This window comes from Candidatus Trichorickettsia mobilis (assembly GCF_034366785.1).
In the GTDB taxonomy this organism is placed as follows: Bacteria; Pseudomonadota; Alphaproteobacteria; order Rickettsiales; family Rickettsiaceae; genus Trichorickettsia; species Trichorickettsia mobilis_A.
Window position 1 is genome coordinate 1,209,488 of record NZ_CP112932.1, and the last position, 24,908, is coordinate 1,234,395.

The 24,908-nt window shown below is 35.1% G+C and carries 21 protein-coding genes and 2 rRNA genes; 13 read left to right on the plus strand and 10 right to left on the minus strand.

Annotated elements, in window-relative coordinates:
- Positions 1-87 precede the first annotated feature (87 nt).
- Entirely contained in the window at positions 88-2,442 is a 2,355-nt protein-coding gene (locus Trichorick_RS05560) for a hypothetical protein (RefSeq protein WP_323738020.1), read from the plus strand.
- 296 nt (positions 2,443-2,738) lie between these two features.
- On the opposite strand, the gene Trichorick_RS05565 is transcribed toward Trichorick_RS05560, so the two are convergent.
- Positions 2,739-4,040, minus strand: a complete 1,302-nt coding sequence (locus Trichorick_RS05565; RefSeq protein ID WP_323738021.1) for a bifunctional folylpolyglutamate synthase/dihydrofolate synthase — start codon at positions 4,038-4,040, stop codon at positions 2,739-2,741.
- A gap of 274 nt (positions 4,041-4,314) precedes the next feature.
- On the opposite strand from Trichorick_RS05565, the gene Trichorick_RS05570 reads away from it, so the two are divergent.
- Positions 4,315-7,067 (plus strand): 23S ribosomal RNA (locus Trichorick_RS05570).
- A gap of 157 nt (positions 7,068-7,224) precedes the next feature.
- Positions 7,225-7,340: ribosomal RNA gene (gene rrf / locus Trichorick_RS05575) — 5S ribosomal RNA — on the plus strand.
- 1,044 nt (positions 7,341-8,384) lie between these two features.
- On the opposite strand, the gene Trichorick_RS05580 is transcribed toward rrf, so the two are convergent.
- The 6 genes from Trichorick_RS05580 to murD form a co-directional block, all read right to left on the minus strand.
- Positions 8,385-9,134, minus strand: coding sequence for a hypothetical protein (locus Trichorick_RS05580; RefSeq protein ID WP_323738022.1), 750 nt, complete (start codon positions 9,132-9,134; stop codon positions 8,385-8,387).
- Positions 9,135-9,216: 82 nt separating this feature from the next.
- A complete protein-coding gene (gene murG / locus Trichorick_RS05585) occupies positions 9,217-10,302 on the minus strand; it encodes an undecaprenyldiphospho-muramoylpentapeptide beta-N-acetylglucosaminyltransferase (RefSeq protein WP_323738023.1) in 1,086 nt (361 codons plus the stop codon).
- Between the two features lie 173 nt (positions 10,303-10,475).
- Positions 10,476-10,904, minus strand: a complete 429-nt coding sequence (locus tag Trichorick_RS05590) for a hypothetical protein (RefSeq protein ID WP_323738024.1) — start codon at positions 10,902-10,904, stop codon at positions 10,476-10,478.
- Positions 10,892-12,202, minus strand: coding sequence for a hypothetical protein (locus Trichorick_RS05595; RefSeq protein WP_323738025.1), 1,311 nt, complete (start codon positions 12,200-12,202; stop codon positions 10,892-10,894). The genes Trichorick_RS05590 and Trichorick_RS05595 overlap by 13 nt, the downstream gene beginning before the upstream one ends.
- Positions 12,203-12,754: 552 nt before the next feature.
- Entirely contained in the window at positions 12,755-13,885 is a 1,131-nt protein-coding gene (gene ftsW, locus Trichorick_RS05600) for a putative lipid II flippase FtsW (protein ID WP_323738026.1), read from the minus strand.
- Positions 13,875-15,278 (minus strand): UDP-N-acetylmuramoyl-L-alanine--D-glutamate ligase, encoded by a 1,404-nt coding sequence (gene murD, locus Trichorick_RS05605; protein WP_323738027.1) that lies wholly within the window; start codon positions 15,276-15,278, stop codon positions 13,875-13,877. Before murD ends, ftsW begins: the two co-directional genes overlap by 11 nt.
- Positions 15,279-15,336: 58 nt before the next feature.
- On the opposite strand from murD, the gene lipB reads away from it, so the two are divergent.
- A complete protein-coding gene (lipB, locus tag Trichorick_RS05610; protein ID WP_323738885.1) occupies positions 15,337-15,963 on the plus strand; it encodes a lipoyl(octanoyl) transferase LipB in 627 nt (208 codons plus the stop codon).
- Positions 15,964-16,168: 205 nt separating this feature from the next.
- Here the strand turns inward: lipB and Trichorick_RS09285 are convergent, their stop codons facing one another.
- Positions 16,169-16,363, minus strand: a complete 195-nt coding sequence (locus tag Trichorick_RS09285; RefSeq protein WP_410250268.1) for a tetratricopeptide repeat protein — start codon at positions 16,361-16,363, stop codon at positions 16,169-16,171.
- A complete protein-coding gene (locus Trichorick_RS05615; RefSeq protein ID WP_323738028.1) occupies positions 16,351-16,680 on the minus strand; it encodes a tetratricopeptide repeat protein in 330 nt (109 codons plus the stop codon). The genes Trichorick_RS09285 and Trichorick_RS05615 overlap by 13 nt, the downstream gene beginning before the upstream one ends.
- Before the next feature lie 530 nt (positions 16,681-17,210).
- Between Trichorick_RS05615 and rpsB the strand changes: the two genes are divergently transcribed.
- From rpsB to Trichorick_RS05645, 6 genes are all read left to right on the plus strand, one after another.
- On the plus strand, positions 17,211-18,089 hold the full coding sequence (gene rpsB, locus Trichorick_RS05620) for a 30S ribosomal protein S2 (RefSeq protein ID WP_323738029.1): 879 nt from the start codon (positions 17,211-17,213) through the stop codon (positions 18,087-18,089).
- Between the two features lie 44 nt (positions 18,090-18,133).
- Positions 18,134-19,048 carry a translation elongation factor Ts gene (tsf, locus tag Trichorick_RS05625; protein ID WP_323738030.1) on the plus strand — a complete coding sequence of 305 codons (915 nt, stop codon included), beginning with the start codon at positions 18,134-18,136 and terminating at the stop codon, positions 19,046-19,048.
- Between the two features lie 25 nt (positions 19,049-19,073).
- A complete protein-coding gene (locus tag Trichorick_RS05630; RefSeq protein WP_323738031.1) occupies positions 19,074-19,394 on the plus strand; it encodes a hypothetical protein in 321 nt (106 codons plus the stop codon).
- Positions 19,395-19,516: 122 nt separating this feature from the next.
- Positions 19,517-19,786 (plus strand): BufA1 family periplasmic bufferin-type metallophore, encoded by a 270-nt coding sequence (locus Trichorick_RS05635; RefSeq protein WP_323738032.1) that lies wholly within the window; start codon positions 19,517-19,519, stop codon positions 19,784-19,786.
- Between the two features lie 84 nt (positions 19,787-19,870).
- Entirely contained in the window at positions 19,871-20,626 is a 756-nt protein-coding gene (locus Trichorick_RS05640; protein WP_410250240.1) for a DUF692 domain-containing protein, read from the plus strand.
- Positions 20,616-21,353 carry an HvfC/BufC family peptide modification chaperone gene (locus Trichorick_RS05645; protein WP_323738033.1) on the plus strand — a complete coding sequence of 246 codons (738 nt, stop codon included), beginning with the start codon at positions 20,616-20,618 and terminating at the stop codon, positions 21,351-21,353. Before Trichorick_RS05640 ends, Trichorick_RS05645 begins: the two co-directional genes overlap by 11 nt.
- A 9-nt stretch (positions 21,354-21,362) precedes the next feature.
- Here Trichorick_RS05645 and tatA read toward each other — a convergent pair whose 3' ends face one another.
- Positions 21,363-21,530 (minus strand): twin-arginine translocase TatA/TatE family subunit, encoded by a 168-nt coding sequence (gene tatA, locus Trichorick_RS05650; protein WP_323738034.1) that lies wholly within the window; start codon positions 21,528-21,530, stop codon positions 21,363-21,365.
- Between the two features lie 484 nt (positions 21,531-22,014).
- Here tatA and Trichorick_RS05655 point away from each other — a divergent pair, with 484 nt between their 5' ends.
- Genes Trichorick_RS05655 through Trichorick_RS09290 form a run of 3 tightly spaced genes read left to right on the plus strand, consistent with a single transcriptional unit; the run spans position 22,015 to position 24,895 of the window.
- Entirely contained in the window at positions 22,015-23,325 is a 1,311-nt protein-coding gene (locus Trichorick_RS05655; RefSeq protein WP_323738035.1) for an APC family permease, read from the plus strand.
- A 27-nt stretch (positions 23,326-23,352) separates the two neighbouring features.
- On the plus strand, positions 23,353-24,105 hold the full coding sequence (trhO, locus tag Trichorick_RS05660) for an oxygen-dependent tRNA uridine(34) hydroxylase TrhO (RefSeq protein WP_323738036.1): 753 nt from the start codon (positions 23,353-23,355) through the stop codon (positions 24,103-24,105).
- Positions 24,095-24,895 carry a winged helix-turn-helix domain-containing protein gene (locus Trichorick_RS09290; protein WP_410250241.1) on the plus strand — a complete coding sequence of 267 codons (801 nt, stop codon included), beginning with the start codon at positions 24,095-24,097 and terminating at the stop codon, positions 24,893-24,895. Before trhO ends, Trichorick_RS09290 begins: the two co-directional genes overlap by 11 nt.
- Positions 24,896-24,908: the final 13 nt, after the last annotated feature.

A 24,908-nucleotide genomic window follows, 5' to 3' on the forward strand; every position in this document is an offset into this window, starting at 1 on the left:
TAGCTTGTTTAATCTTAAAATTATCATAGTTTTTATATTAAAATATGTTATAATAGATATAGAAATATATAAAAACAAGGTTAATAAATGAAGGATAATATAGAAGAAGGTAATACGGATAATATTCTAACGCGACAAGTGCTAGAGCAGATGATTAACTTACCAAGTCTCTGGGATGAGACTATAAAAGATAAAAAATATTCTGTTCATGCGTTGATATCCTATGCAAGTGAATATGGGCTATTGAAAGAATTATTAACTCCAGCGATATTAAATAAAATGGTAGTTGATAATGTTCAAATCTTGAGACACATATTCTACCATGTTTTTTATAGCGCTGGTGCTCAAGCATTATTAAATCAGCTATTTGGTATAGAAGCTTTTCAGTCGATAATAACGCAACATTTAGTTGATGAAAGGATCATGCTGAATTTAAGAGTGATTATAGATCGTTATCCTGCGATTAGTAATAAACTTCCTAGAATTTTAGGGTCAGAAAATGTGTCATTCTTGAATGAGATGTTTTCTGCTTTAGCTAACAGTAATCAGGATCCTAGCATAGTTTTTAACTACTATAATTTTAACAATAAGACGTATAAAGAAGCATTTGAGTTAATGCTGCTTAAAAATAAGATTTCTAAGGACGCAAGAAGAGAATTATTAGAAGGAGCTTTGATGATACAGGATGGTACACCGTTTTCCTATATTGATGCTCCACCTCTTGCTTGTAGTACAAAGGATTTTAACCTCGCAACCCAAAAAGTGATACCCAATATTTATACAAAACTTAGAGTTGAAGATCATCAAATTTTAGCGAAGAATGTTAATTACATCTTCAATCTAGTCTATAAGTATGATCCATTTATTATCAATATTATTGAGAATGAATTGAGTAAATATCCAGTATATATAGGAACTGGTGAACATAACATACCACACGACCGTAGTACCTCAGATCCGGATGTGGATACAAATGGACTGGCTACTGGCTACTGTATTATTATCAGAAATGGTCATTGCTTGTTAGAGCCAGAAACTTCTAATAAGTTTATAGCAGTTTCTAAAACATGGTGGCACGAGCTGACACACATATACTTTAGAAGATTTTTTGCTAATGACGCTAAACCTTATCCAAAACAGGCTAATGATGTGGTAGAGGAAAAGTTTATAAAACTATATCAAGAGCTTGTTCAATACTCGCTAGTTAACATAGAGCTCTCAAAGAATTATTATAATTCGGAACAGTACGAAACAGAATTTATCGCTCATTTTATTGCAGATTACTTTCAATTTTGTGCTCGTCATAATATGGCAATTATTCTACAAGATTTTATACCTTTCCACTTTGACGATTTACTAAGATGCTCACCAAATACCTCTCTTAAAGAACAACAAAGAGTAAAAGAGTTACTACACGAATTGGTAAATTATTTAGAATATATCGCTTTTGGTCATGCCGACCTTCGCAGTACAGTATTTAAAGAAGCGGTTGAATTAATGGGGTTTCGAAGTATGATTTCTAAACCAGGAATGGAGTTACTATTAGAAAGAGCTAAGCAACAAGGAGTTCAGTTTAACTATATTGATGCACCGTCTCTTTCTTGTTATATACAAGGTTTTAACCCTATCACACAAAAGATTTTAGGTAATATCCATACCAAGTTTCATACAGAATGTCATCAAGCTATAGCTAATAATATAGATTGCGGCTTAAGCTTATTAAAAGAGCTATTAGGTGAAGATCCATTGATTACCTACATTATTGAATATGGATTGAGTAAATGTCAAATATATATAGGAACTGGTGAGTGCAATATACTAGGCGCAGATAAGGCAATAACGAACTGGAGTGTTAACTACAATATTATTATACGAGATGGTAGTGCGCTTATAAATGACCCATGGTTGAACTTGTCTACTATTGATAACCAGAATGTGGTTGCTGATGGTAGCTCTATCATGGTTTTTGATCTACTGGTATACGAAGCTACGCGTGTATTATTTACACAATGTTTTGCTAATGAAGGTAAGCCTTATTATTCAAATTGGGCTCAGGTTGGTGATGCGAAAGCGCAAAAGTTTGTATCGCTATATCAAGAACTTGTTAAACATCCGTTAATTTGTGCCATGTTATCAGAGTTTGGTTATCCTACAGTAACACATGAAGCATGGTTTATCGCTAATTTTATTGAACACTACATTTATTATCATCTTTGCCATCATGAAGCAATAAGTCGGCAAGATTTTATTGGTTGTTACCTGAAGTATGTTGTGCTAGATGGAGATACATCACATACTGATTCTGAAGACCAACGAGAAATAACAGAATTATTGAATAAATTTGTTGATCATCTCACAGATGTTGAAGGATTTATTAATCAAAGCTTTGCTGAAGAGGTAGGAGTAACAGGAGATATAATTGGATTGTCAGATCTATTGTAAGGTAACCCCAGTTGCCAATTAAAATTGTCAGAAACTCCTATTTCTACGTCATTGCGAGGGAGCTTCGCTCCCGTGGCAATCCAGAAATAATGATATTTAAGTAAAACTGGATTGCTTCAGAGTTGAAGCTCTTCGCAATGACGACTGGAACCGACCTCTGTGGTTTTAATAAAATATTTTAATTGGCAACTGGGGTTAAGGTAAAACAGTGATAATATATTACTTGTTCATTTGAAAAACTGTTATGCCTCAAGTCTTGAAGTTCAAGTTTTATGCGCTAAAAATACATTAATAATTTATCTACTAGATAAACCTTGAATTAATTTAAAAAAATCTGCTGCTAAAAACAAAGAGCCACAAATTACAATATTTATTGAGGAGCTTTTAGTTTGATTGTCGATTTTTACTATAGCGTCGATTAATTCTTCAGCTGGAGCAAATTCTATACCTGTAAGTGATGCTTGTTCTGCTAATGTAGTTGCATTATAGCTTGATGGCTCAGAGAGTACTTTGACTGTGTAGCCTTTGATGATGATTCCATAAAAATGTGAACAAAAATCTTTGATATTTCGGTTTTTAGTCATACCTAATATTAAATATGTAGGTTCGGTTAAATTATGGCGTATCCAGTGTGCTAATACTTGAGCTCCATTGCTGTTATGAGCTCCATCTACCCAAATTTGAATGTGGCTGTTAATTAAATGAGCATATTTCGCTTGATCAATTTTTTGGATCCTGGCTGGCCATATAGTATTCTGTAATCCGGTGTCAATTTGTTGTTTGGTTATATGAAATTGTTTGTTAATTAAGCTAACCGCTGCAATTGCGGCAGCGGCGTTAATTAATTGATGATCGCCAAGTAATGATGGAGCAGGGAAGTTTTGTTTAATATTAGCTGTTGAGTACTGAAAACTATGGTTATTGTTTTTAAAGATAATAAAATCATATTCATAGCAAAATGCAGGAGAGCTGTCATTATTACACTTATTTAGTAACACTTCATATACTTCTTGGACTTGAGAGCTAATAACACAAGGTACGTTAGGCTTAATTATTCCAGCTTTTTCTGCAGCAATAACTTGTAAGCTATTGCCTAAATATTCAGTGTGATCATAGGAAATCGGAGTAATTATGGTCAGCAACGGTTGAGTAATAACATTAGTAGCATCTAATCTACCACCTAAGCCAGTTTCTAACAGTAGTATGTCAGCTTTAACTTCTGAAAATGCTAAAAAGCTGGCAGCTGTAACTGCTTCAAAAAATCTTGGCTCCATATTTAAAGTTTCGCTGGCTCTTCGTGTTCTTTCGCAGATCTCAAATAGATAATGATCAGTTATTTGTTCTCCAGCTAAGATAATTCTTTCGTTGAATTCAATTAAGTGCGGAGAAGTGTAAGCGTGTACTTTATAATTTGCTGCTTCAAAAATACTCTTCAATATTGCTACCGTTGAACCTTTACCATTAGTGCCTGCTATGTGAATCACTGGTGGTGTAGATTTATGTGGTGATCCTAGAATTTTTAATAATTGCAGAATATTTGTAAGATCATATTCCGGATTTTGTTGCCATGGTAATGTTGGCCAATGCGGCATTCTCATAGTGTCTTAAGCATAGTTTGTTGAAGTCATTTAAAACAACTATATAGAAATTTATTTGAAATTATATTGAAAACTTGTGTGAATAGTGTTGACATCAATTAGATTTGTAGATATAAAACCATCACGCAAGAAACAAAACCTTGTAGCTGTTTAACAAGTTGATAAATAAAGCTGAAATTATTACACCGCGAATATTAAAAATTTAATATCGTGAGTAGATACTGTTTGCAAAATTAATTCTGCATACATCGTGTAATCTCAAGTTAATTAATTAAAGTAAATAATATAAGAGCATTTGGTGGATGCCTTGGCGCTAGAAGGCGATGAAGGACGTAATACGCTGCGATAAGCTTCGGGGAGCTGCGAATAAGCTTTGATCCGAAGATTTCCGAATGGGGAAACCTACCTGTTTACAGGTATCATATAGTGAATAAATAGCTATATGAAGCAAACCCAGCGAACTGAAATATCTAAGTAGCTGGAGGAAAGGACATCAACAGAGACTCCGTTAGTAGTGACGAGCGAACGCGGACCAGGCCAGTGGTTTTAGGGTGATAATTAGAATAACATGGAAATGTTAGCCATAGAAGGTGATAGCCCTGTATAAGTAAAGAATCTAAAATCCTTGAGTAAGGCGAGACACGTGAAATCTTGTTTGAACATAGGGGGACCACCCTCTAAGCCTAAGTACTCTCTAGCGACCGATAGTGGACAAGTACCGTGAGGGAAAGGTGAAAAGAACCCCGACAAGGGGAGTGAAATAGACCTGAAACCGAATGCTTACAAGCAGTCGGAGCAGAATTTATTCTGTGACGGCGTACCTTTTGTATAATGGGTCAGCGACTTAGTTTATCGAGCAAGCTTAAGCCGTTAGGTGTAGGCATAGCGAAAGCAAGTCTGAATAGGGCAAATAAGTTCGATAAATTAGACCCGAAACCGAGTGATCTAGCCATGGCCAGGCTGAAGGCGGAGTAACATCCGCTGAAGGGCCGAACCCACTACTGTTGAAAAAGTAGGGGATGAGCTGTGGCTAGGGGTGAAAGGCCAATCAAACTCGGATATAGCTGGTTCTCCGCGAAATCTATTTAGGTAGAGCGTTATAGCGATTACCATCGAAGGTAGAGCACTGAATAAGCTAGGGGGGCCTACAGCCTTACCAAACTTAATCAAACTCCGAATGTCGATGAGTACAGCATAACAGACAGACTATGGGTGCTAAGGTCCATAGTCAAGAGGGAAACAGCCCAGACCGCCATCTAAGGTCCCTAAATCATAGCTAAGTGTGAAAGGTTGTGAGAAAACCAAAACAACTAGGATGTTGGCTTAGAAGCAGCCATCATTTAAAGAAAGCGTAATAGCTCACTAGTCTAAATAAGTTTTCTTGCGCCGACAATGTATCGGGGCTAAAGCTATGTACCGAAGATGCGGATTCATACACTAAAGTGTATGAGTGGTAGCGGAGCGTTCCGTAAGCCGTTGAAGGTGAACTGTGAAGTTTGCTGGAGGTATCGGAAGTGAGAATGCTGACATAAGTAGCGATAAAGAATGTGAGAAACATTCTCGCCGAAAGTCCAAGGGTTCCTGCGTAAAGTTAATCTGCGCAGGGTTAGTCGGCCCCTAAGATGAGGCTGAAAGGCGTAATCGATGGGAATCAGGTTAATATTCCTGAACCTGGGGAGCGTGACGGAAACAAAAAGTTGTATACGCTTAACGGATTGCGTATGCAGTGAATGTTTTCCAGGAAATAACACCCCAATAAGACCGTACCCGAAACCGACACAGGTGGACAGGTAGAGTATACCAAGGCGCTTGAGAGAACGATGCTGAAGGAACTAGGCAAATTACATCTGTAACTTCGGGAGAAAGATGACCTATAAATGGGTAACCATTTGTAGGTGGCACAAACTAGGGGGTAGCGACTGTTTACTAAAAACACAGGGCTCTGCAAAGTCAATAGACGAAGTATAGGGTCTGACGCCTGCCCAGTGCTGGAAGATTAAAAGGAGGGGTGCAAGCTCTGAATTGAAGTCCCAGTGAACGGCGGCCGTAACTATGACGGTCCTAAGGTAGCGAAATTCCTTGTCGGGTAAGTTCCGACCCGCACGAATGGCGTAACGACTTCCCCACTGTCTCCAGTATCGACTCAGCGAAATTGAATTCTCCGTGAAGATGCGGAGTTCCCGCGGTTAGACGGAAAGACCCCGTGAACCTTTACTATAGCTTTGCACTGGTATTAGAAATTAAATGTGCAGGATAGGTGGGAGACTATGAAGCAGTAGCGCTAGCTGTTGTGGAGTCATCCTTGAGATACCACCCTTTTGATTTTTGATCTCTAACCGTACTCCTTGAATCAGGAGTCGGGACAATGCATGGTGGGTAGTTTGACTGGGGCGGTCGCCTCCCAAAAAGTAACGGAGGCGCGCGATGGTTAGCTCAGGTTGGTCGGAAATCAACCTTTAGAGTGCAATGGCATAAGCTAGCCTGACTGCGAGTCTGACAAGACGAGCAGAGACGAAAGTCGGTCATAGTGATCCGGTGGTTCCGAGTGGAAGGGCCATCGCTCAACGAATAAAAGGTACTCCGGGGATAACAGGCTGATGATTTCCAAGAGTCCATATCGACGAAATCGTTTGGCACCTCGATGTCGGCTCATCACATCCTGGGGCTGGAGAAGGTCCCAAGGGTTCGGCTGTTCGCCGATTAAAGTGGTACGTGAGCTGGGTTTAGAACGTCGTGAGACAGTTCGGTCCCTATCTGCCGTGGGTGTAAGAAGTTTGAGAGGATCTGCCTTTAGTACGAGAGGACCGAGGTGGACGTATCTCTGGTGGACCAGTTGTCGCGCCAGCGGCATAGCTGGGTAGCTAAATACGGAAGGGATAACCGCTGAATGCATCTAAGCGGGAAACCCACCTCAAAACTAGACTTCTCTATTAGAGCCGTGGAAGACCACCACGTTGATAGGCCAGGTGTGGAAGTGTGGTAACACATGTAGCTAACTGGTACTAATAGCTCGATTGATTTACTTTGCTGAGATTACACTCTGTATGCAGTGTTAATTTTGTAAATACAGGTCATATAAGTTTTAGCTTTATTTATTTAATTTGTTATTTTATAGTATAATATATCCAAGAGCGCTTTAGAGTGTTGTGGCTATACTATACTTAATATAAGTTTTCATTGCTGGCTTGGTGGTTATAGCGTGAGTGAAACACTCGATCCCATACCGAACTCGAAAGTGAAACCTCACAGCGCTGATGGTACTATGTTGTTCAAACATGGGAGAGTAAGTCGCTGCCAAGCTTGCAATGCAAATTTTTAATTTTGATTCATTAATAGTCTAAATTTAGATTTATTAAATTAAATATACGTGATAAAGTAAAATTTCTACGTTTTTATACTCCTAAAAACTGGTAAATAAAAACACCATAGCTTTCTTAAAGACATTACATCCTGTTGCATACATCTTAATAATTTTTAGTTCAGCTTTTGTGGCGTTCGCGAGTTTTGAGTTTGAACGTTAGTATATCACATCCAAAGTGTCGTCATGAGCTAGCTTCAGTGTAATGATTATGTGAGTCTTGATTTAATGGCGGATTTCATACAATTTTTGATGCTCTATGAGCAATTTCCCTAGAGTGAAGTAAGAAAATTGTCGTTTAGCTGATGTATTAACCTGGAAAATCTTTTGCTTCTCGGGTTTTATATCCTATAACATTAATTACCCAATAAGAATCAATGCTATGGCTAAAAAAGCATTAATGTAGCCATCTCTTTACATCTGCTGTTCTGATATAGCTTAGCTCCTACAATATTATAAACACTTATAGTGCAATAATGAAGCAATATGAAATTAATATTGATCTAAATTTTGAAGGAATGACAGAGGCTTTAGATTAGGTACGCAATGCAATAGACCTCTCTCTTGCAAACCTATTCCGGTTGGTAATTTTGTTGTTAAAACTCGTCTCCGTTCCGCAACAAACAAGGGTACGCTACGGTACTCGACTTCGTTTTTGTCTGAAAAATTCCTCAACCGTCTCTAGGTTATGCAAGAGGTCTAATAAATTCAATAATCAGAAAGAAAATCATTCATGATCAAATAGGTGTCTTAGGTCAAGACAAATCTTATAATGCCCAAAATAAAAAATGATATTCAGAGAGTAAAAAATAAATTGACTAAATATAGGTAGTCATTTCACTCTGGTAAAAATAACTTGTAGTTCTTTGAACAGCGTTCTAAGAGTTACACCAGCGAATTTTTGTACTTGCTTTAGGCTTATAAATATTTTTCTATATTAATACAGAGCCTATTTAAAATTTGTTATATCATACGAGTGCTTTTTGCTATATAGCATTTGGTTGAGGAAGTGTTTTTGATTCGTCACTAGATTCAATTGCTTTATTAAATGATTCCACTTCGTGTGTAATAGATTCTTGACTAGGTTGAGAATTATTTTTTATCTCTATAGAAGCTGGTTTGTCTATGATTTTTGTATGTTTTGCTTCTACTACATTATTGTGTGAATTAGTCTGTTGCTGCTGTTGAGACTCTTTTAGCTCTTGTAGGTTAGTTGTTTCCATAGGACATTTATAACGAACTAGATCTTTTTTTGCTTCGTTTAACATTGATTTTATTTGTGAAAGTTCACGTTGCAGTTTTTGTTCGCTATTTTCGTCGCTTGCAACTTTTTTACTTACCTCAGCAAGCGATGGATATCCTTCATTATCATCAAATTCCGTAGCAAAAGAAGATTGATAATTTTGCAACTGTTGCTTTTGTTTATTTTTTTTCATAGCATCACGTTTAATCATCTTCATATACATTTGACGATTGCGTTTACTGGTATCTGATACTTCTTGTAAATCATCATCTTCATCAAAATCGTCATCTTCATCAAGATTATCATCCATTACATTCTTTTTAGCCATAGAGATATACTTTTTATTATATAAAGGTTTACGTTTGCCTCCTTCAAAACCTTTAGTATCTACCCATTTATTGTTGGCAGATTTTTTAAAATAACCACGAAAACTATCACTACATCCGGTTAACAGTAAGCCACTGAAAATTAATATGATAATTTTTTGATGCATACTAAATACCTATATTATACTTAAGGTTAATTATACATAAAGCTTATGATTCCCTCAATCTTAATTCTAATAATTTACTAAATTAGTCGGTAATAATTTTTTCTACTGTGTCTGCGAGAATCTTATGCCCCTTATTTTTTCTTTTTAACAAATTACGTGAGGTAGATGTTAATATACTGCGATCATTAATTAACTCAAAAATTTTGTTAGCAATTTGAATAGGTGTAACTGAATGTTGTTCAAAACACCACCCAGCTTTTTGGTCTTGTACTGCTTGAGCATTATAAAATTGATGATTCTCTGCTGCGTGAGGAAAAGGAATAAATATGGCAGGTAACCCAATTGTAGTTAATTCAGCGATAGTTGAAGCACCGGCTCTGGCGATAATCAGTTCAGAGTTACTATAAAGCTCAGCGATATTATGAAAAAAATCAGATAATTGATAAGAAATTCCAAGTGATGCATAAAGTAAGTTTACGCTACTATAATCTTCTTTAGGCACTTGTTGGGTTACATGTAATGTTATATTAGGATGTTGGGCCAATAAGATAGTTATAGTTTCTGGAATTAGCGTAGAAAAAATTCTGGCTCCTTGGCTGCCGCCAATAACTAAAATCCTGAAAGGAACGTTGTTAAAATTATTTTTAGTCGGGATATTTCTGATATGGTTACGAATTATGTCGCCGGTAATTACAATTTTATCTTGGTAATGATTAACATTTTTAGTTTCCTTATACGATAGAGCTACAATTTTAGCAAATCGTGCCAAAATTGCATTAGTTTTTCCCATAAAACAATTTTGCTCATGAATGACTAATGGAATGCGAGCTAATATTCCGGATAACATTGGTGGAAAACTAGGATATCCACCAAAACCAATGATAACAGCAGCATTACTCTTAATAATTATTGATAGTGCTTTTATGGTGGCTAGCATCATTCCTGTCACTGATTTTATTTTTTTGAGCAAAGATTTAGCATCTGGCTTAAAATCTATGATATGAGTAATTAGCCTTAAGTCAGAAGTTAGATATTTCTGACAGCGTAAATCAGTAATCAGATGTACTACATATCCACGTTCTATTAGCTCTTCTCCTAAAGCGATGGCCGGGAATAGATGACCGCCGGTGCCGCCAGCAGCTAAGATAATAGATTTTTGTTTCGTCATTAATTATAGAGTTTGATTATATGGCACCAATTATTAGAATTAAATAAGATAAGAGTCTATAAAAAAAGCCCATGAACAAAGCTTTTTAAACAAGAATAAAGCTATAGATACACAAGCTTACTTGTGCACTATTGCTTTATTACTCTTGACAATCTCTTATGGTTAGAGCTTGTTCAACCTCCAGGCCTACCCTGAATCAATGCAGCAAACCCTGAGTTTGCATTAAGATGCTCAATCAATCTAGTTAAATTGCGTCCTTCCAAATGTTTTTCTAACACTGATGACATATCCATAAACAGAATAGTTAAAGTAGGCATTTCAAATTTTTCTCCACCGGGAAAATATTTGGCAAATAATCCACCACAAACTTCTCTGGAAATAAAACGCATCTCATTAAATCTATTAGCAATATCTTCATAAAGCTCTAAAGAATTTAGGCTTAAAATATTTAGTCCATCTTTAAGAATATTTATACTATGTTCAAGGCCATTAATTAAATCAATATCTGGTGTGCTTGGTCCTGAATGCAATACCGCCCCTGCAGCTTGGCTAAATGGCTGCACAAAACACTCCAAACCATCATTAGTTGCTATATTAAGCATTTCATCAACTCTGTTACTATTTCACTCATAGTCTTAGAGACTTGATCATTCGTATAATTCAGCAACTCATTAAGAGGACGCAGTGATTTTACTGAAACAACAGGTGCTATAGCTGAGTCACGAACAAAACTAGCGGAGTTAAGTTTTTCAAGTAATTGGTCTCTTACACTATTATCAATCCTACCAAGATGATTCGGACATGGAAAAACAACAAAATTATTTTTTTTGATAATATTGTTCAGAAATTGTTTCTCTTTTGCATTAAGACTATCTTTAGAATTAATTATACTAACCAAAGCAGCTTTATAGTTTTTTATTTGCTGTGCCTTAGTAAAGCAAAAAACAACACTATTAGCAAGATCCGGCCTATTATCAAACATCGCGGTCATCTTGGATATTATACTTCTAAAGGCGGTACTTCTTTTAGCTGCAATATCTGCTTCCTCCACAACTGCTAGGATTTTTACTGCTCTAGCTTTGTCACCAATTTTTGCAATACTAAACGCATTACTGATATTAGCAGCAGAGCCTCCGGTATCTTCAAAACCCGGACAATCCCAATAAGTGCCAGTGCCTGTGTATCTTCCAGGAACAGAAGTTTCAGATACACAATCATGTCCTATATTTGCTACTTGATCTTCACAAGCAATGCGCAAAGAATTGCTATTTTCTGCATGTTCTGCTACTAGAATGTGACCTAGCAAATAATTCACCAAAGTACTCTTGCCAGAACCAGTGTCACCACAGACAAGTGTTGCTTCTAGGTCAGAAACATCATCATTTGCACCAACAACTGCAGCAACTGTTTTATTGCCATAGACAACGTCATCAACCATACGTCTAAAATAACTTTTTGCTTCGCTTGGAGTAGTATGAAGGTTGCCCTCTCTTTCTTGCTCTTCTACGAGTTCATTAATAGCTTCTTCCCTCTCATGTCGACTTGCTCTCTTCATCGCTTCGAGGCCTTTCTTTATTTCATCTTTTACCCCACCACCGCCGATAAGCTTATGGTGCACCGATACTCTATCTACCCCGTCATCTGAATGCAAAATTTTGGCAAAAGCATTTCCAAAATAACCACTAAACACTTTTGGATTTTTATTTTCTGTTAATTCTTTCGGCAAGTTTTCAACTGACACTTCTCTTTTAGCACCTTTAATGTCAAGAATGTATGCTGAAATCTTATTGTTTGATTTTTCAAATTCTACTAGCTTATCATTAGTTGCCCGTAATCTTTGCCCTAATTTTTGTGACTGTAATAACCTATAACTACCTTCAACATCAGTATTAATTTTCATAATAATCCTCCAAATAAAATGAACTGTACATTGCCATATAGATTTACAAGATTAATCAATACTTCTGTCTCACTAGCTCTCAATTTTTTAGTACTTAATGAGGTAGAATCTTTTTAATTTCGTAGAATCTATATAATTAAACCATAGGTTGTATTAATTAAATTTTCAACACCTTAAGTTGAGCTTAGAGAAAGAATAATTCTTAAACCAGAGGTTGTGGCATAAAAACCACACGCTCACTGATTTTTATATATTTTAGACGCTAATTAAACTAGCACTAGGAAAACGAAGGTTGAGCATCGCAAGCGTCATTAGTATGTGAGGAGTGCAGATCTTTGGATACGACAACGCAATTCTCAATTTTCGCCGAGTATACCTCTCGTAAATGAAGAGTTGGTAGACGATAGTAAACTTGGGGAGTTGCAAGCTATAGCCTCAAATCATAGTCATGCTGAACTCGTTTCAGCATCTCCTCAGTACCTAATTAGATGTTGAAACGAGTTCAGCATGACAAATGTTGTTGCAACTTTTGAAGTAGTTTCAGCATATATACTATAAGTGAATGTCCTGTATCTTGTACTGAGTAACGGAAGGCGCTTGCTTGGTTAGACCAAGCATAATACCCATGCCAATAGCAATGGCAATTGTTGAAGAGCCACCATAACTAATGAAAGGTAATGTCATACCTTTAGTAGGCAATAAATTTAACGTTACTCCAATATTAATAATCGATTGTAGACCAAATTGAGCAATAATACCAGTTGTTGCTAATCTGATAAATTTATCTTCTACATTGATAAGTTTATATAAACATCTGATTACTATAAAGGCAAAGGTAGTTATTATAACCAAACAGATGATAGCTCCAAATTCTTCACCAGCAACTGCAAAAATAAAATCTGTATGAGAATCTGGAAGAGTCTGTTTTACCGCTCCTTCACCGGGACCACGACCGTATAATCCACCATGTTCAAAGGCCATAATCGATTTTCTTACTTGATAATTTTCGCTGCTTTCCGGATCAAGGAAGCTGTTTATTCTTACCGTAACATGCGGTAGAAAAAAATAAGCCAATAATACCCCAAATATACTAGTCATGAATGCAAATATAATCCAGAATATAGGCATGCCGGCAACGAATAATTGTACGCCAAAAACAGCAGTTACTATAACTAGCATGCCAAAATCCGGTTGTGTAACAAGTAATCCAGCAACAATAAAGTATAATATTGCACAAATAATAAAACTTGGAAATTCTTCTTCAGATTTTAAAGATAATAACCATCCGGTAACAACTGCAAAAAGAGGTTTGATAAATTCTGATGGTTGTAGTGAAAAACCACCTACATTAATCCATCGTACTGCTCCTTTAACTTCATAACCATAAAATTTTACTAAAACCAATAAGATAACATTTACTAAAAATCCTAAAATTGCTAGTCTTTTTAGCTGATTTTTGTCTAATGATGAAGTTAAAATAATGATGATAATAGCAATTAATAAATAAAAGGGTTGTCTAGAAGAAAAATAATGTTCATCTAAACCAATACGGGCAGCTACCATTGCGCCAGAAGTAGTAACTAATATTAAGCTGAAACAAAATAAAATTATTAAAGAAATAATAATTTGTTGATCTATGCTTCGCCACCATAGCCTAAAAAAACTAGTTTGATTATGACGCATTAAAATTTGGCCTTTGTATACAAAATTTTACAAACATTTCACCACGTTGTTCAAAGTTTAAGAATTGATCGTAGGAACTAGCTGCTGGTGCCAGCAAGATATTCATTCGTTTTTTATTATCAAGAGTAGAGCAAGCTTCTAATGCATCACGGAAAGCTGAGTCGACCGCTTCTTCTAGATCTTTACATATATGCACATTTACTGCAGTACCAGCTAAAGTTTGAGCAAATAATTCCTTATCTTGTCCAAATAAATAAGCTTTATTTATACGATTAAACCATGGTTTTATGGCTTCAATACCTCCGCTTTTAGCAATACCACCAGCTAGCCAATAAATATTATCAAGAGTTGAAATCGATTTTATAGCGGCCTCAGCATTTGTTGCTTTGCTGTCGTTATAAACTTCAATATTACTAATAGAGCCTACATATTGCATACGGTGCGGTAAACCAGAGAAAGATGAGAGAGCTTGTACTATTTGTTCGGGTTTTACTTTTACAAGACAACAAGCTGCGTAACTTGCGGCAATATTTTCACGGTTATGAGCGCCTTGTAAAGACTTGACATAAGGTAATTCAATAACCACTGACTCATCTCCAATATTATCATATATGGTATTTTCTAGTACGGTAATACCATCTGGCAGTTGCTCCATTGCAGAAACAGGAATAATTTTTACTAAAGATTGTGGTCGTTGTTTGAATTGCGCATAAATATTTTTAGTAATAATATTATCAACACCAATTATTCGGTAACACAAACTATCTGTAGCTGAGGGCAGTAAAATTTTTTGTTTGGCGTTAATATAATTATCCATAGTTAGGTGTCGATCAAGATGATCCGGAGTAATATTTAACAATATTGCAATCTTTGCTCTAAAATTATTGATTAATTCCAATTGGAAAGAAGATAGTTCTAAGACATATCCAGTTTTATTTGATGGCAGACTAAGCGCGGCATTACCAAGGTTACCGCCTGCAGGGTAGTCTATGCCGGCAAATTGTAAAATATGGGCAATTAATGCAGTAGTAGTGCTTTTACCGTTAGTGCCGGTAACCGCTATAAAATCTGCCTTATGATATTCTTCAAATAATAGGTCAATGTCTGAAGTAATGGTAATTTTGTTGGCTTCAGCTATCTTTATTAAAGGATGAGATAACGGAATGCCAGGGCTTAATAATATTTTGTCTAGCTGCGTCCATTTAGGGTTAGTTAAATCAACAATTTTGGCTTCAGGATAAATTGTTTGAAATTTTTGACAATTATTATAATTATCATCGTAACAAATAATTTGTGTTGCGAATGATGTTAACGCAGAATAAGCAGCAATACCGGTTCTGTTAAGCCCAAATATGCCAATTTTTTTACCAGCTTGTGAAAGTAAGTGTATCATAATTTAGAAATTATATTTAATGTATGATACAATAGCGGATTTTATTATTATTCTCAATATGGTTCAGTGGATTACTTTACCTGGCATCTCGGATTATCAGCAAACCATCGAATTAATGGAAGATACGGTAGCTTCAGTGATTTCTGGCACTGTGGATGAAACTATTTATCTATTGGAGCATAATGAAGTATATACAGCAGGAAGTAGCTTTAAGGTTAATGAGTTGTTGAATAGCAATGAAATACCAGTAGTTTATACTGGTAGAGGCGGTAAATTTACCTATCACGGTAAGGGGCAAAGGATAATTTATCCGGTGTTGAATTTATCAATCGCTAGAAGGTCTAAGGATCTAAAATTATATATTCACATGTTAGAAAATTGGATCATAAATGTTTTAAGGCAAATAGATATCGAAGCTTTTACGATCCACAATAAAGTTGGCATTTGGGTTAGACATTTAGGGCAGGAAGCAAAAATTGCTGCCATTGGTATACGAGTGAGAAAGTGGGTGACTTATCACGGAATAGCAGTAAATATTAGTACTGATCTTAAAAAATTCTCTGGCATTATTCCATGTGGTATTGAAGGTGGACAGACAGTATCTCTATCGGCTTTAGGAGCTTCAGTAACACTTCAGCAGTTTGATTGCATTTTACAGCAAGAGTTCAATAAAATAGGCTTCTAACTTCAAGCTAATATAGCTATAATTTGTTGAGCAGTTTGCTACATAATTCAGCGTGAATGTTGTTCGCAGTTTTAGAAAAAGTCATTACGAGCCACTTAGCAGTGGCTTGCAATGACAGACACTTGATACAGTTTATTAAACCCTCTCAGTTCAACAGATATACTAACACTGGAAAACTTGTAAACAACGCTCACATCAACTTAATTTACACAATATTGTCTTCATTATCTTCAATTTTAGGGTTAATTCCAATTAAAACTATATCGCGTGCTTCATTGGCTATCTCTAGATTATAGTAAGGCGTTTTAAGATCTTTATTTATCTCAATTGCTTTTTCATAGCTGTCAATCGCTTGTGCATACTTGTTTAATTTGTATGAGGTATAACCTAATTGTAGCAGTCAAGCGCTTCCGCAAACATATTTAAGTGGTGATGGTAGACACAAGATTGAATATACCAAGCTTCAAAACAATTAGGATCTATTATAATTGCCTTATTGCAGCATTCAAGTGCCTTATCATACTGGTGTGAATTACGAAAAGTACTGCCTCGCTCACACCAAAATTTTGAGTCTTGTGACTCGAACGGTTCGTTTGTATTGATAAGGTTGGTAACACCGGCATGAAGAAATGGTTCAAGATATAATATATTACAGCCATCATTGAAAATGTTGGTTTTGTTATAAGCTTTTGCAGCAGTGATGTAAGATGTAAACATTTCTACGCTATGTATATCTCTTAACGTTTTGGGCAATTTTCTGGTTTAATCTCATAGCACATATCATCAACATTATCGTATAGATATACAAATACGCCAGCTTGCTGATACGGTGCATAGGTTAGTACTATTTTTTGTCCATTAGCAGTAAATTAATGTGTCAGTAATGGCGGAAAAATAATTTTCTTTCATAATAATACCCATTATATTTCGGAAATCGCTAATATAATATGAGTTGAGTGTTGTTGCAACTAAGAAAAGAGTGGTGATTCCAAGTTTTAGTTTAATTTTAGCACTGAAGTAAGTAAAACTAAGGTTCTGACATTTTAACTTGAAAATATTTAGATCTCAGTTATAATTTTTAAGCTTTTGCTTAGAGTTAAGTACTCAAGTAAATAAATTCACACGCAGGAAGTGTATGTTAGTCCGGATGAAGGCTCCGGAGTTCAATATTCTGCGGCGGGAGATAGTTTGAAGCTTAGTGTTTTAAACTACTTAATAACTAACATTTAAATTTTTAAGGAGATATAATGTCAAAGCTACCAGTTGTTAGCATTGCTGAATTACTTGATGCCGGAGTTCATTTTGGCCATAAAACAGCTCGTTGGAATCCAAAAATGGCACCGTATATTTACGGTATAAAGGACGATATTCATATTATTAATTTACAACAAACAGCGGCTCTTATTCCAATAGCACTTAATGTAATTTATGAAACCGTAAAAAATGGTGGGAAAGTTTTATTCGTAAGCACTAAAGTTCAAGCAAGCGATATTGTTGCTGAATATGCAGAAAAATGTGGACAATATTATGTTAATCATCGATGGCTTGGTGGAATGTTAACTAATTGGGGCACTATTTCTCGTTCTATAAAGAAGCTGGATAATCTTGAGAAAATTTTAAACAACGAAGAGGAAGCTGCTGGATATACTAAGAAAGAAGCTTTAGAGATCACTAGAAAAAAAGACAAATTGATTAAGTCTTTAGGTGGAATTCGTAATTTGCACGATAGACCTGATTTGCTAGTGATAATTGATACTAACAAAGAACATTTAGCGGTAAAAGAAGCGGTTAAGCTTGAAATCCCAATGGTAGCAGTGGTTGATACTAATTCTGATCCAGACGCTATTCAATTTCCTATCCCAGGAAATGATGATGCCATGAGGTCTATTAGGTTATATTGTCAGCTATTTGCAAAAGCGGTACTTGCTGGAGTTGAGGATGCTCTTGTGGCTAGTGGTGTCGATATTGGAGCTATGGATTCTTCAGAAATGACCACAAAAAATATCAGCAGTATTACTAAATTCAAGCAACCAAAAAGAGTTTCTAAGGCTACTGCTATGGATGTAGAAACTAGAACTGCAGAAGAGTTTGAAATAGGACTACAGGCTGATAATAAGCAAAGCTAAATTAGTGTGTGTGAACGATTGTAAATTAAGTTAAGAGAGTAAGAATGATTAGTGCGTCACTTGTAAAAGATTTAAGAGAAAAAACCGGTGCTGGGATGATGGATTGCAAAAAAGCTCTGTTGGAAACAAATGGAGATTTTGAAGCAGCAATAGATTGGTTAAGAACAAAAGGGCTGGCTGCTGCCGCTAAAAAAGCTGAAAGGATAGCAGCTGAGGGGCTGACTGCTGCTATAGTTGTAGGCAACAGAGGAGCGGTAGTAGAAGTTAATTCAGAAACTGATTTTGTTGCTCGTAATGAACAATTTCAACATTTAGTGAAATCAATTGGCGAATTAGCTGTGCAGTGTGATAATTTTGAATCATTGACGGCGGCCTCAATGCCAAGCGGCAAGTCAGTAGCTGATGAAATTATAGAGAACATTTCTACAATTGGTGAAAATATTAATTTACGACGAATGAACGTAGTAAAAGTCCAAGATGGAGTTATTGCGTCTTATGTTCATAATAGTGTAGTTGAAGGACTTGGTAAAATAGCAGTAATAGTAGGTTTAGAGTCAAAAGCAGCTGATAAAACTAAACTTAAATCATTGGGTAAACAAATAGCTATGCATATTGCTGCATTAAAACCACAGGCATTAAACCAATCTGATTTAGATCCTGCATTAATACAGCGTGAACGTGATATTTTCTTTGAACAATCTAGAGCTTCTGGTAAACCAGATAATATCATTGAAAAAATGATTGAAGGTAGAATTCGTAAGTTTTTTGAAGAAGTAGTGCTAGTGGATCAAGTATTTGTTATTGATGGCAAATTAAGAATTTCTGAGGTGTTGGCTAATGCTGCAAAAGATTTAGGTGCCGAGTTGACTATTGCCAATTTTGTTCGTTATGAGGTTGGAGAAGGTATAGAGCAGGAAGATAAAAATTTTGCAGATGAAGTTGCGGCAGTGATGAAGTAATAAAATTAATTTAGAAGGTAATTTTATGAATAAAGCTATATTTACTATTTTATGTTGTGCAATGCTTATAGGGTGTAGTGGAAAATCGCATCCTAAAATGATTAGTTTTACTCCAGCTAGTGTTGTAGTAGATTATTCTGATAATGATTTATATGAGGCAACCGGATTAGCTCAACAATTTTGTTCGTCTATAAATAAAGATGCTCAGTACGTCAGAACTAATGAAACAGGTTGGGTATCAAAAGAGCGTCATGCTTTTTTTAATTGTATAGAATCTGCAAATAGGAATGCTCATCATAATAGTAATAGTAATACTACCATTCCAATTATTAATAATTTCAAATAAATTATTGTAGACCTTTTGCATTACCTAGAAGGTTATGGGATTTTTCAGACAAAAATGCAGACAAGGGTCGCATGAGAGCTGGAGTAAAATTTTGACAACAAAGTATCAACTAGATATAGTTTATGCAAAGGTCTAATAAAATGCGTGATAAATTAAGCATAATACTTGTTACTGGTGTTTTAAGTCTTAATATTGCTGATATTGCAGCACAAGATAATGATGATGTACCACAGGAGAAATGTTACTGCATAGCAAAAGCCGGCCGTAATGATTGTGCTACTAACTCACATAGTTGTGCGGGGTTGGCTACTAAAGATTTTGATTGCTCTGAATGGATGTATGTTGCTAGTGGATCTTGTCAAGAAGTTGGTGGCTCAGTAGAGAGTAAATAATGTCTAAAAAATGAGAATGTTATTATTCCTAATAGTTGTGGTGTAGGATTACGTGATGTCCACTATGATATAGTGACTACTCTGATGCCGCCTATCTCATGGTTTGAGGTGCATAGTGAAAATTTTTTTACCACCAGTAATTATGATCATTATGTTTTAGAAATAATAACCACTCATTACCCTGTTAGCTTTCATTCTGTTGGATTATCTCTTGGTTCTGCTGATTGTTTAGATAGTAATCATTTAAGAAAGTTAAAAGAATTGATAAATCGGTATAAGCCGGTACTAATTTCAGAGCATCTGGCTTGGAGTGCAGTTGAAGGCGTATTCTTACATGATTTGCTACCACTACCATATTGCTCAGATTCTTTGCAGCTTTTTTGTGACAAAGTACAGCGAGTACAAGATTATTTAGGGCAACGAATTCTAATTGAAAATCCTGCTTTATACGTTAAATTTCCGGAATCTACAATCCCAGAATATGATTTTCTTAATCAATTGGTAGAAAAAACTGATTGTGGTATTTTACTTGATCTAAGTAATTTATATATTAGTAGCTATAATCTTTCATTCGCAGCAGAAAAATATCTTGCTCAGATTAATACCGATGCAATATATGAAATACATTTAGCAGGGTTTAGTCAATCTGCTAAAGGATTATTAATTGATAGCCATAATGGTACAGTTGCAGAGGCGGTGTTGGTGTTGTTTAAGTATTTCATTAAAAATTATGGCGTACGTCCAGTTATATTTGAACAGGATCAAGATATTCCAGCTTTGCAGGAATTAATTGATCAAACAGAGAAAGTAAATGATGTAATCAAAGAATATGTTGCTTAGAGAATGGCAGATTAATTTTAAGAATTTTATTTGTGATCAAGAAGCGGTTAATTTTGTGGCAATGCCGTTAACAGGGCTTGATATTTACAAAGCAAATTATTTTGCTAAATTAACAATGGCACTTAAAAACAAATTTACTAATACTGCTAAATATTTGCAGGATAGGTTTGCTAAATTAGCTTTTAAATATATTTTTCTACATCAATCAACTAGTGGTAACCTGGATGAATATGGTAACTTATTTCCTACTTTTTTGAAAGAAAATGATTTAGCTTTAGCTAGCGATTTAGCCAGTATTGATTTGATGATCTTTAATACTGTGACTAATTATGCAGCTAATGTTTTTGATTCTTCTCAAGCAAATAATGTCATAATAGAAGATTTAGGTAGGCTATATTTTATCTTAAATAAAGCTGTTAATCTAGCGCAAGTGTCCAGAGGAGCATATCAACTATGGGAAGTAATAGCAGAGGATAAGCTTATAATAAACGAAATAGACCCTGAGGTTCAAGGTTTAATAAGCTATCCTAAACAATTTAAAGCAGTACTGAAATCTATAAATATCGAAGAGTATCATTGGTTCAAAGCTGTGCAGCAAAACAAAAATATATTAGCAGCAACAGAGATAGCATTGATATATGATTCGCAGTTTGAGTTAAATCAAATATTAAATTTTTGCTTTAAACACAAATTAGTAAGTGAAATATTTTATCAAAAAGAAACTTAATTAATCTAATTATATATTATCGTCATTTTGTTTTTTATCATTATCATTTTGCATACCATCTTTAAAGGCTTTAAGACCTCTCCCTAAATCAGACATTACTTGTGGTAACTTTCCAGCTCCAAACAATACAAGTATTATCACTAAAATTACTACTAAGTGGCCTAAACTTATCCCCATATACAAATACCTAGCATAAAAATTAAAGCATTTTTGATCATAACGTGATTTGGAAAATTAATCCACCAAACAATTTGAAATGATAAAGATTAAATATCTTGCTTATTATAATGAAATATGGTATAAATCTTTTAAGTCATTAAGAAATAATATGATATCTCATTTTTTCATTAAATCAATATCTCTTCGAAAGCCTCAGGGTAGGGGCGTTGTATCTTTATTATATCCATTTTAATCAATTCTTTGTTTTTATACGCTATATAAGTGTAGTTATACTGTGTCAATTAAAGTAAGGACTCGTCTTGTTTGAGACGAAGTCGAAGCAATACAGTCAATTTAATTAACACCGAGTTTTTCTGGATTGCTTCAGGCAGAGCCATCGCAATGACGAGTTACTAGTTTAGTGAACACTCTTTGTAACAAGTAATTATCTTATGCATGAAATTAAGGAATTAAATAATAATTTTTACGTAATTGGTTTTATATGTCGAATAATAAACTTGGTTTTTGGGCAGTATTTGCCTTGGTGACTGGTAGCCAGATTGGTACTGGTATTTTAATATTACCCACTAATCTGGCCCCTTTTGGTTTCTTGAGCGTAGTTAGTTGGGCTTTTTCGATTATTGGTGTATTATCATTGGCAATGGTATTTGCCAATCTTTGTCGATATTTTCCTGAGACTGGTGGACCTCATATATATGTAGAGCGTATATTTGGCAGAAATGCTGCTTTTTTTATTGGCTGGACCTACTGGTTGGTTTCATGGATTAGCTCTACTGCTGTAGTAATAGAGGCTATGGGATATTTATTGCCGTTGATTGAGATAAATAATCAATTTATATGTCTTGGGTTAGAGATATTGTTATTGCTGATTATTACTGGCCTCAACTTTAGGGGAGTACAAGCAGCTGGAGCAGCCGAACTAATATTAGTGGCATTAAAAATCTTACCGCTAATAATTGTTCCAATCGGGGCATTATTCTACTTCAATCTAGATAATTTTGTTATTGATAATTCAGTGAAGGATGATAGCAATTCTACAAATTGTGCTAAGATTGTTTTATTAACTATATGGGGGTTTGTTGGGCTTGAATCTGCGACTACCGCAGCTGGCTCTGTTTCTAACCCTGGAAAAATTATACCAAGAGCAGTAATTGCCGGAACATTAGCTGTAGCTTTTCTCTATTTTACTAATGTATTAAGTATTATGGGATTGATAAAAGGCAGTGATTTAATGCATTCAAGATCACCATATGTTGATGCTGCGCGTCATGTTTTTGGAGGGCAATGGCACTTATTAATATCAATAATTTCTTCCATAGTATGTATAGGAACTTTGAATGCTTGGACTTTAGTAAGTGGTCAAATTGCTTTGGGGTTAGCCGAAAGTAGTTTTCTACCTAAAATCTTTGCCAAAAAGAATGTTAATGGGGCGCCAGTATTTGCTATTACCATCAGCACAATAGGGATTATAATTTTGTTAATATTGACCGCTAATAAATCGATGGTACAACAAGTAACGGCGATGATTAATTTCTCTACAACTTCTTTCTTATTTGTCTATCTTGTTTGCGCTGTAGGGCTACTAAAATTTTTGTTGACTAAGAGCGAACATAGGAGTTTATTTAAGCTGTTCACAGCAATAGTTGCAGTTATATTCTCGCTTTGGGTAATTTATGAGACTCCAATTACTACATTGATGATCGCAAGCCTGTTTACTTTTAGTGGTATACCGCTATATTTATCATGGTATAGTAATGGTAAGGTTACTGAGTTTTCAAGTGACAAAATTTGATAAATAATTTATATAATTATAGTAGATATGAATAGTTCTAGAGTCGCAATTTTAAGTTTTTACAGTTTTGTTAATATTAGTAATCCCGAAATTTTACTGCCAAAAATTTTGTTGGTAGGTAAGAAGAAATTATTAAAGGGGACTATTTTAATAGCAACAGAGGGAGTTAATGGTTCGGTTTCCGGTAGCTATGAAAATGTTAAATTATTAGTGGATGAAATTATCAAGCTAACCGTAGCTGATGAAATAAATGTTAAAATAAACTACAGCAATAAACATCCGTTTCAGAAATTAAAAGTTAAAATTAAACCTGAAATTATTGCAATGAATGTAGGAGAACTTGATGTGTATAGTTTAAAAGGTAAGTATGTAGAACCTAGAGATTGGGATCAGTTTATCTGCTTGGATGATGTAATTACTATTGATACCAGAAATGATTATGAGGTTGCTGTTGGTAGCTTTAATGGAGCAATAGACCCAAAAACAGCAACATTTAAAGAATTTCCTGAATGGGTGGATAAAAACATTTCTTTGTTGGCTGATAAAAAAATTGCGATGTATTGTACAGGTGGTATCAGATGTGAGAAATCTACTGCTTATTTACAACGGTTGGGTTTTAATGAAGTATATCATCTTAAAGGTGGTATATTGCAATATCTTGAGGATACACAGAATAAAAATAATTTATGGCAAGGCGAGTGTTTTGTTTTTGATGATCGAAGAATGGTAGCGAGTGATCTAACTCCAACAGAAGGAAGTTGGTTAGAGCGTGACAAATAGTGCGGGTATTACTGGTATTAAGAGAGTAGAAATTGTCGTTAGTCCAATTCCATTAATTTGGGATACAATTCAGGATCATCTATCATCATCCCGAGATTTAAGCATAGAATCTGTATTTTTAAATAATATTTATGAAATTGATCAATATAAAAAAATAGACTTATTAATTGTTGATGGAGATTATGGTCATTTGTTTAATAGGTTTCATATAAAAACTACGATAATTTTTGACCATAAAGCCGAAGTAGAGTTTTGGAAGGGGTCTAGATCTCTTCTGCAACTAGCGTCAAAGAGAGGATTTGAAGGAGACACGGAACGCAAAACCGCAGAGCACTTTTTGGTGCGTGAGGATTTGAGTGCCGGCTCGACATACAAATCATCCACAGAAGTAGAGTTTTGGAAGAGATCTACTAATGAACAAGTAAAATTTAGTTTACCATGTCACCTATCTCACTTACTAGAAGTAATAACTAGTAATAGAGAAAGGCAACAAATTTTTTGCTGTATTAATAATCAATGGATATATGATCAGCAATGCGCCACTATCGCGGACAATCAAATTAAATGTAAATTAACTGAAAAAGAGAATGAGGTAATTGCGACGATGATCAAAGCTGATAATTATCAAATCAATAAAGAAGATTTGTTAAAAAATATCTGGCAGTATCATCCAGAATCTGATTCGAGTACTATAGAAGCACATTTACATCGTTTAAAACAAAAACTTCCTGCCAATTTATTGCAATATAAAGAAAATTATTACAGGTTGGTTATTACAAATATTGAATAAGGTGAGAGTGTTT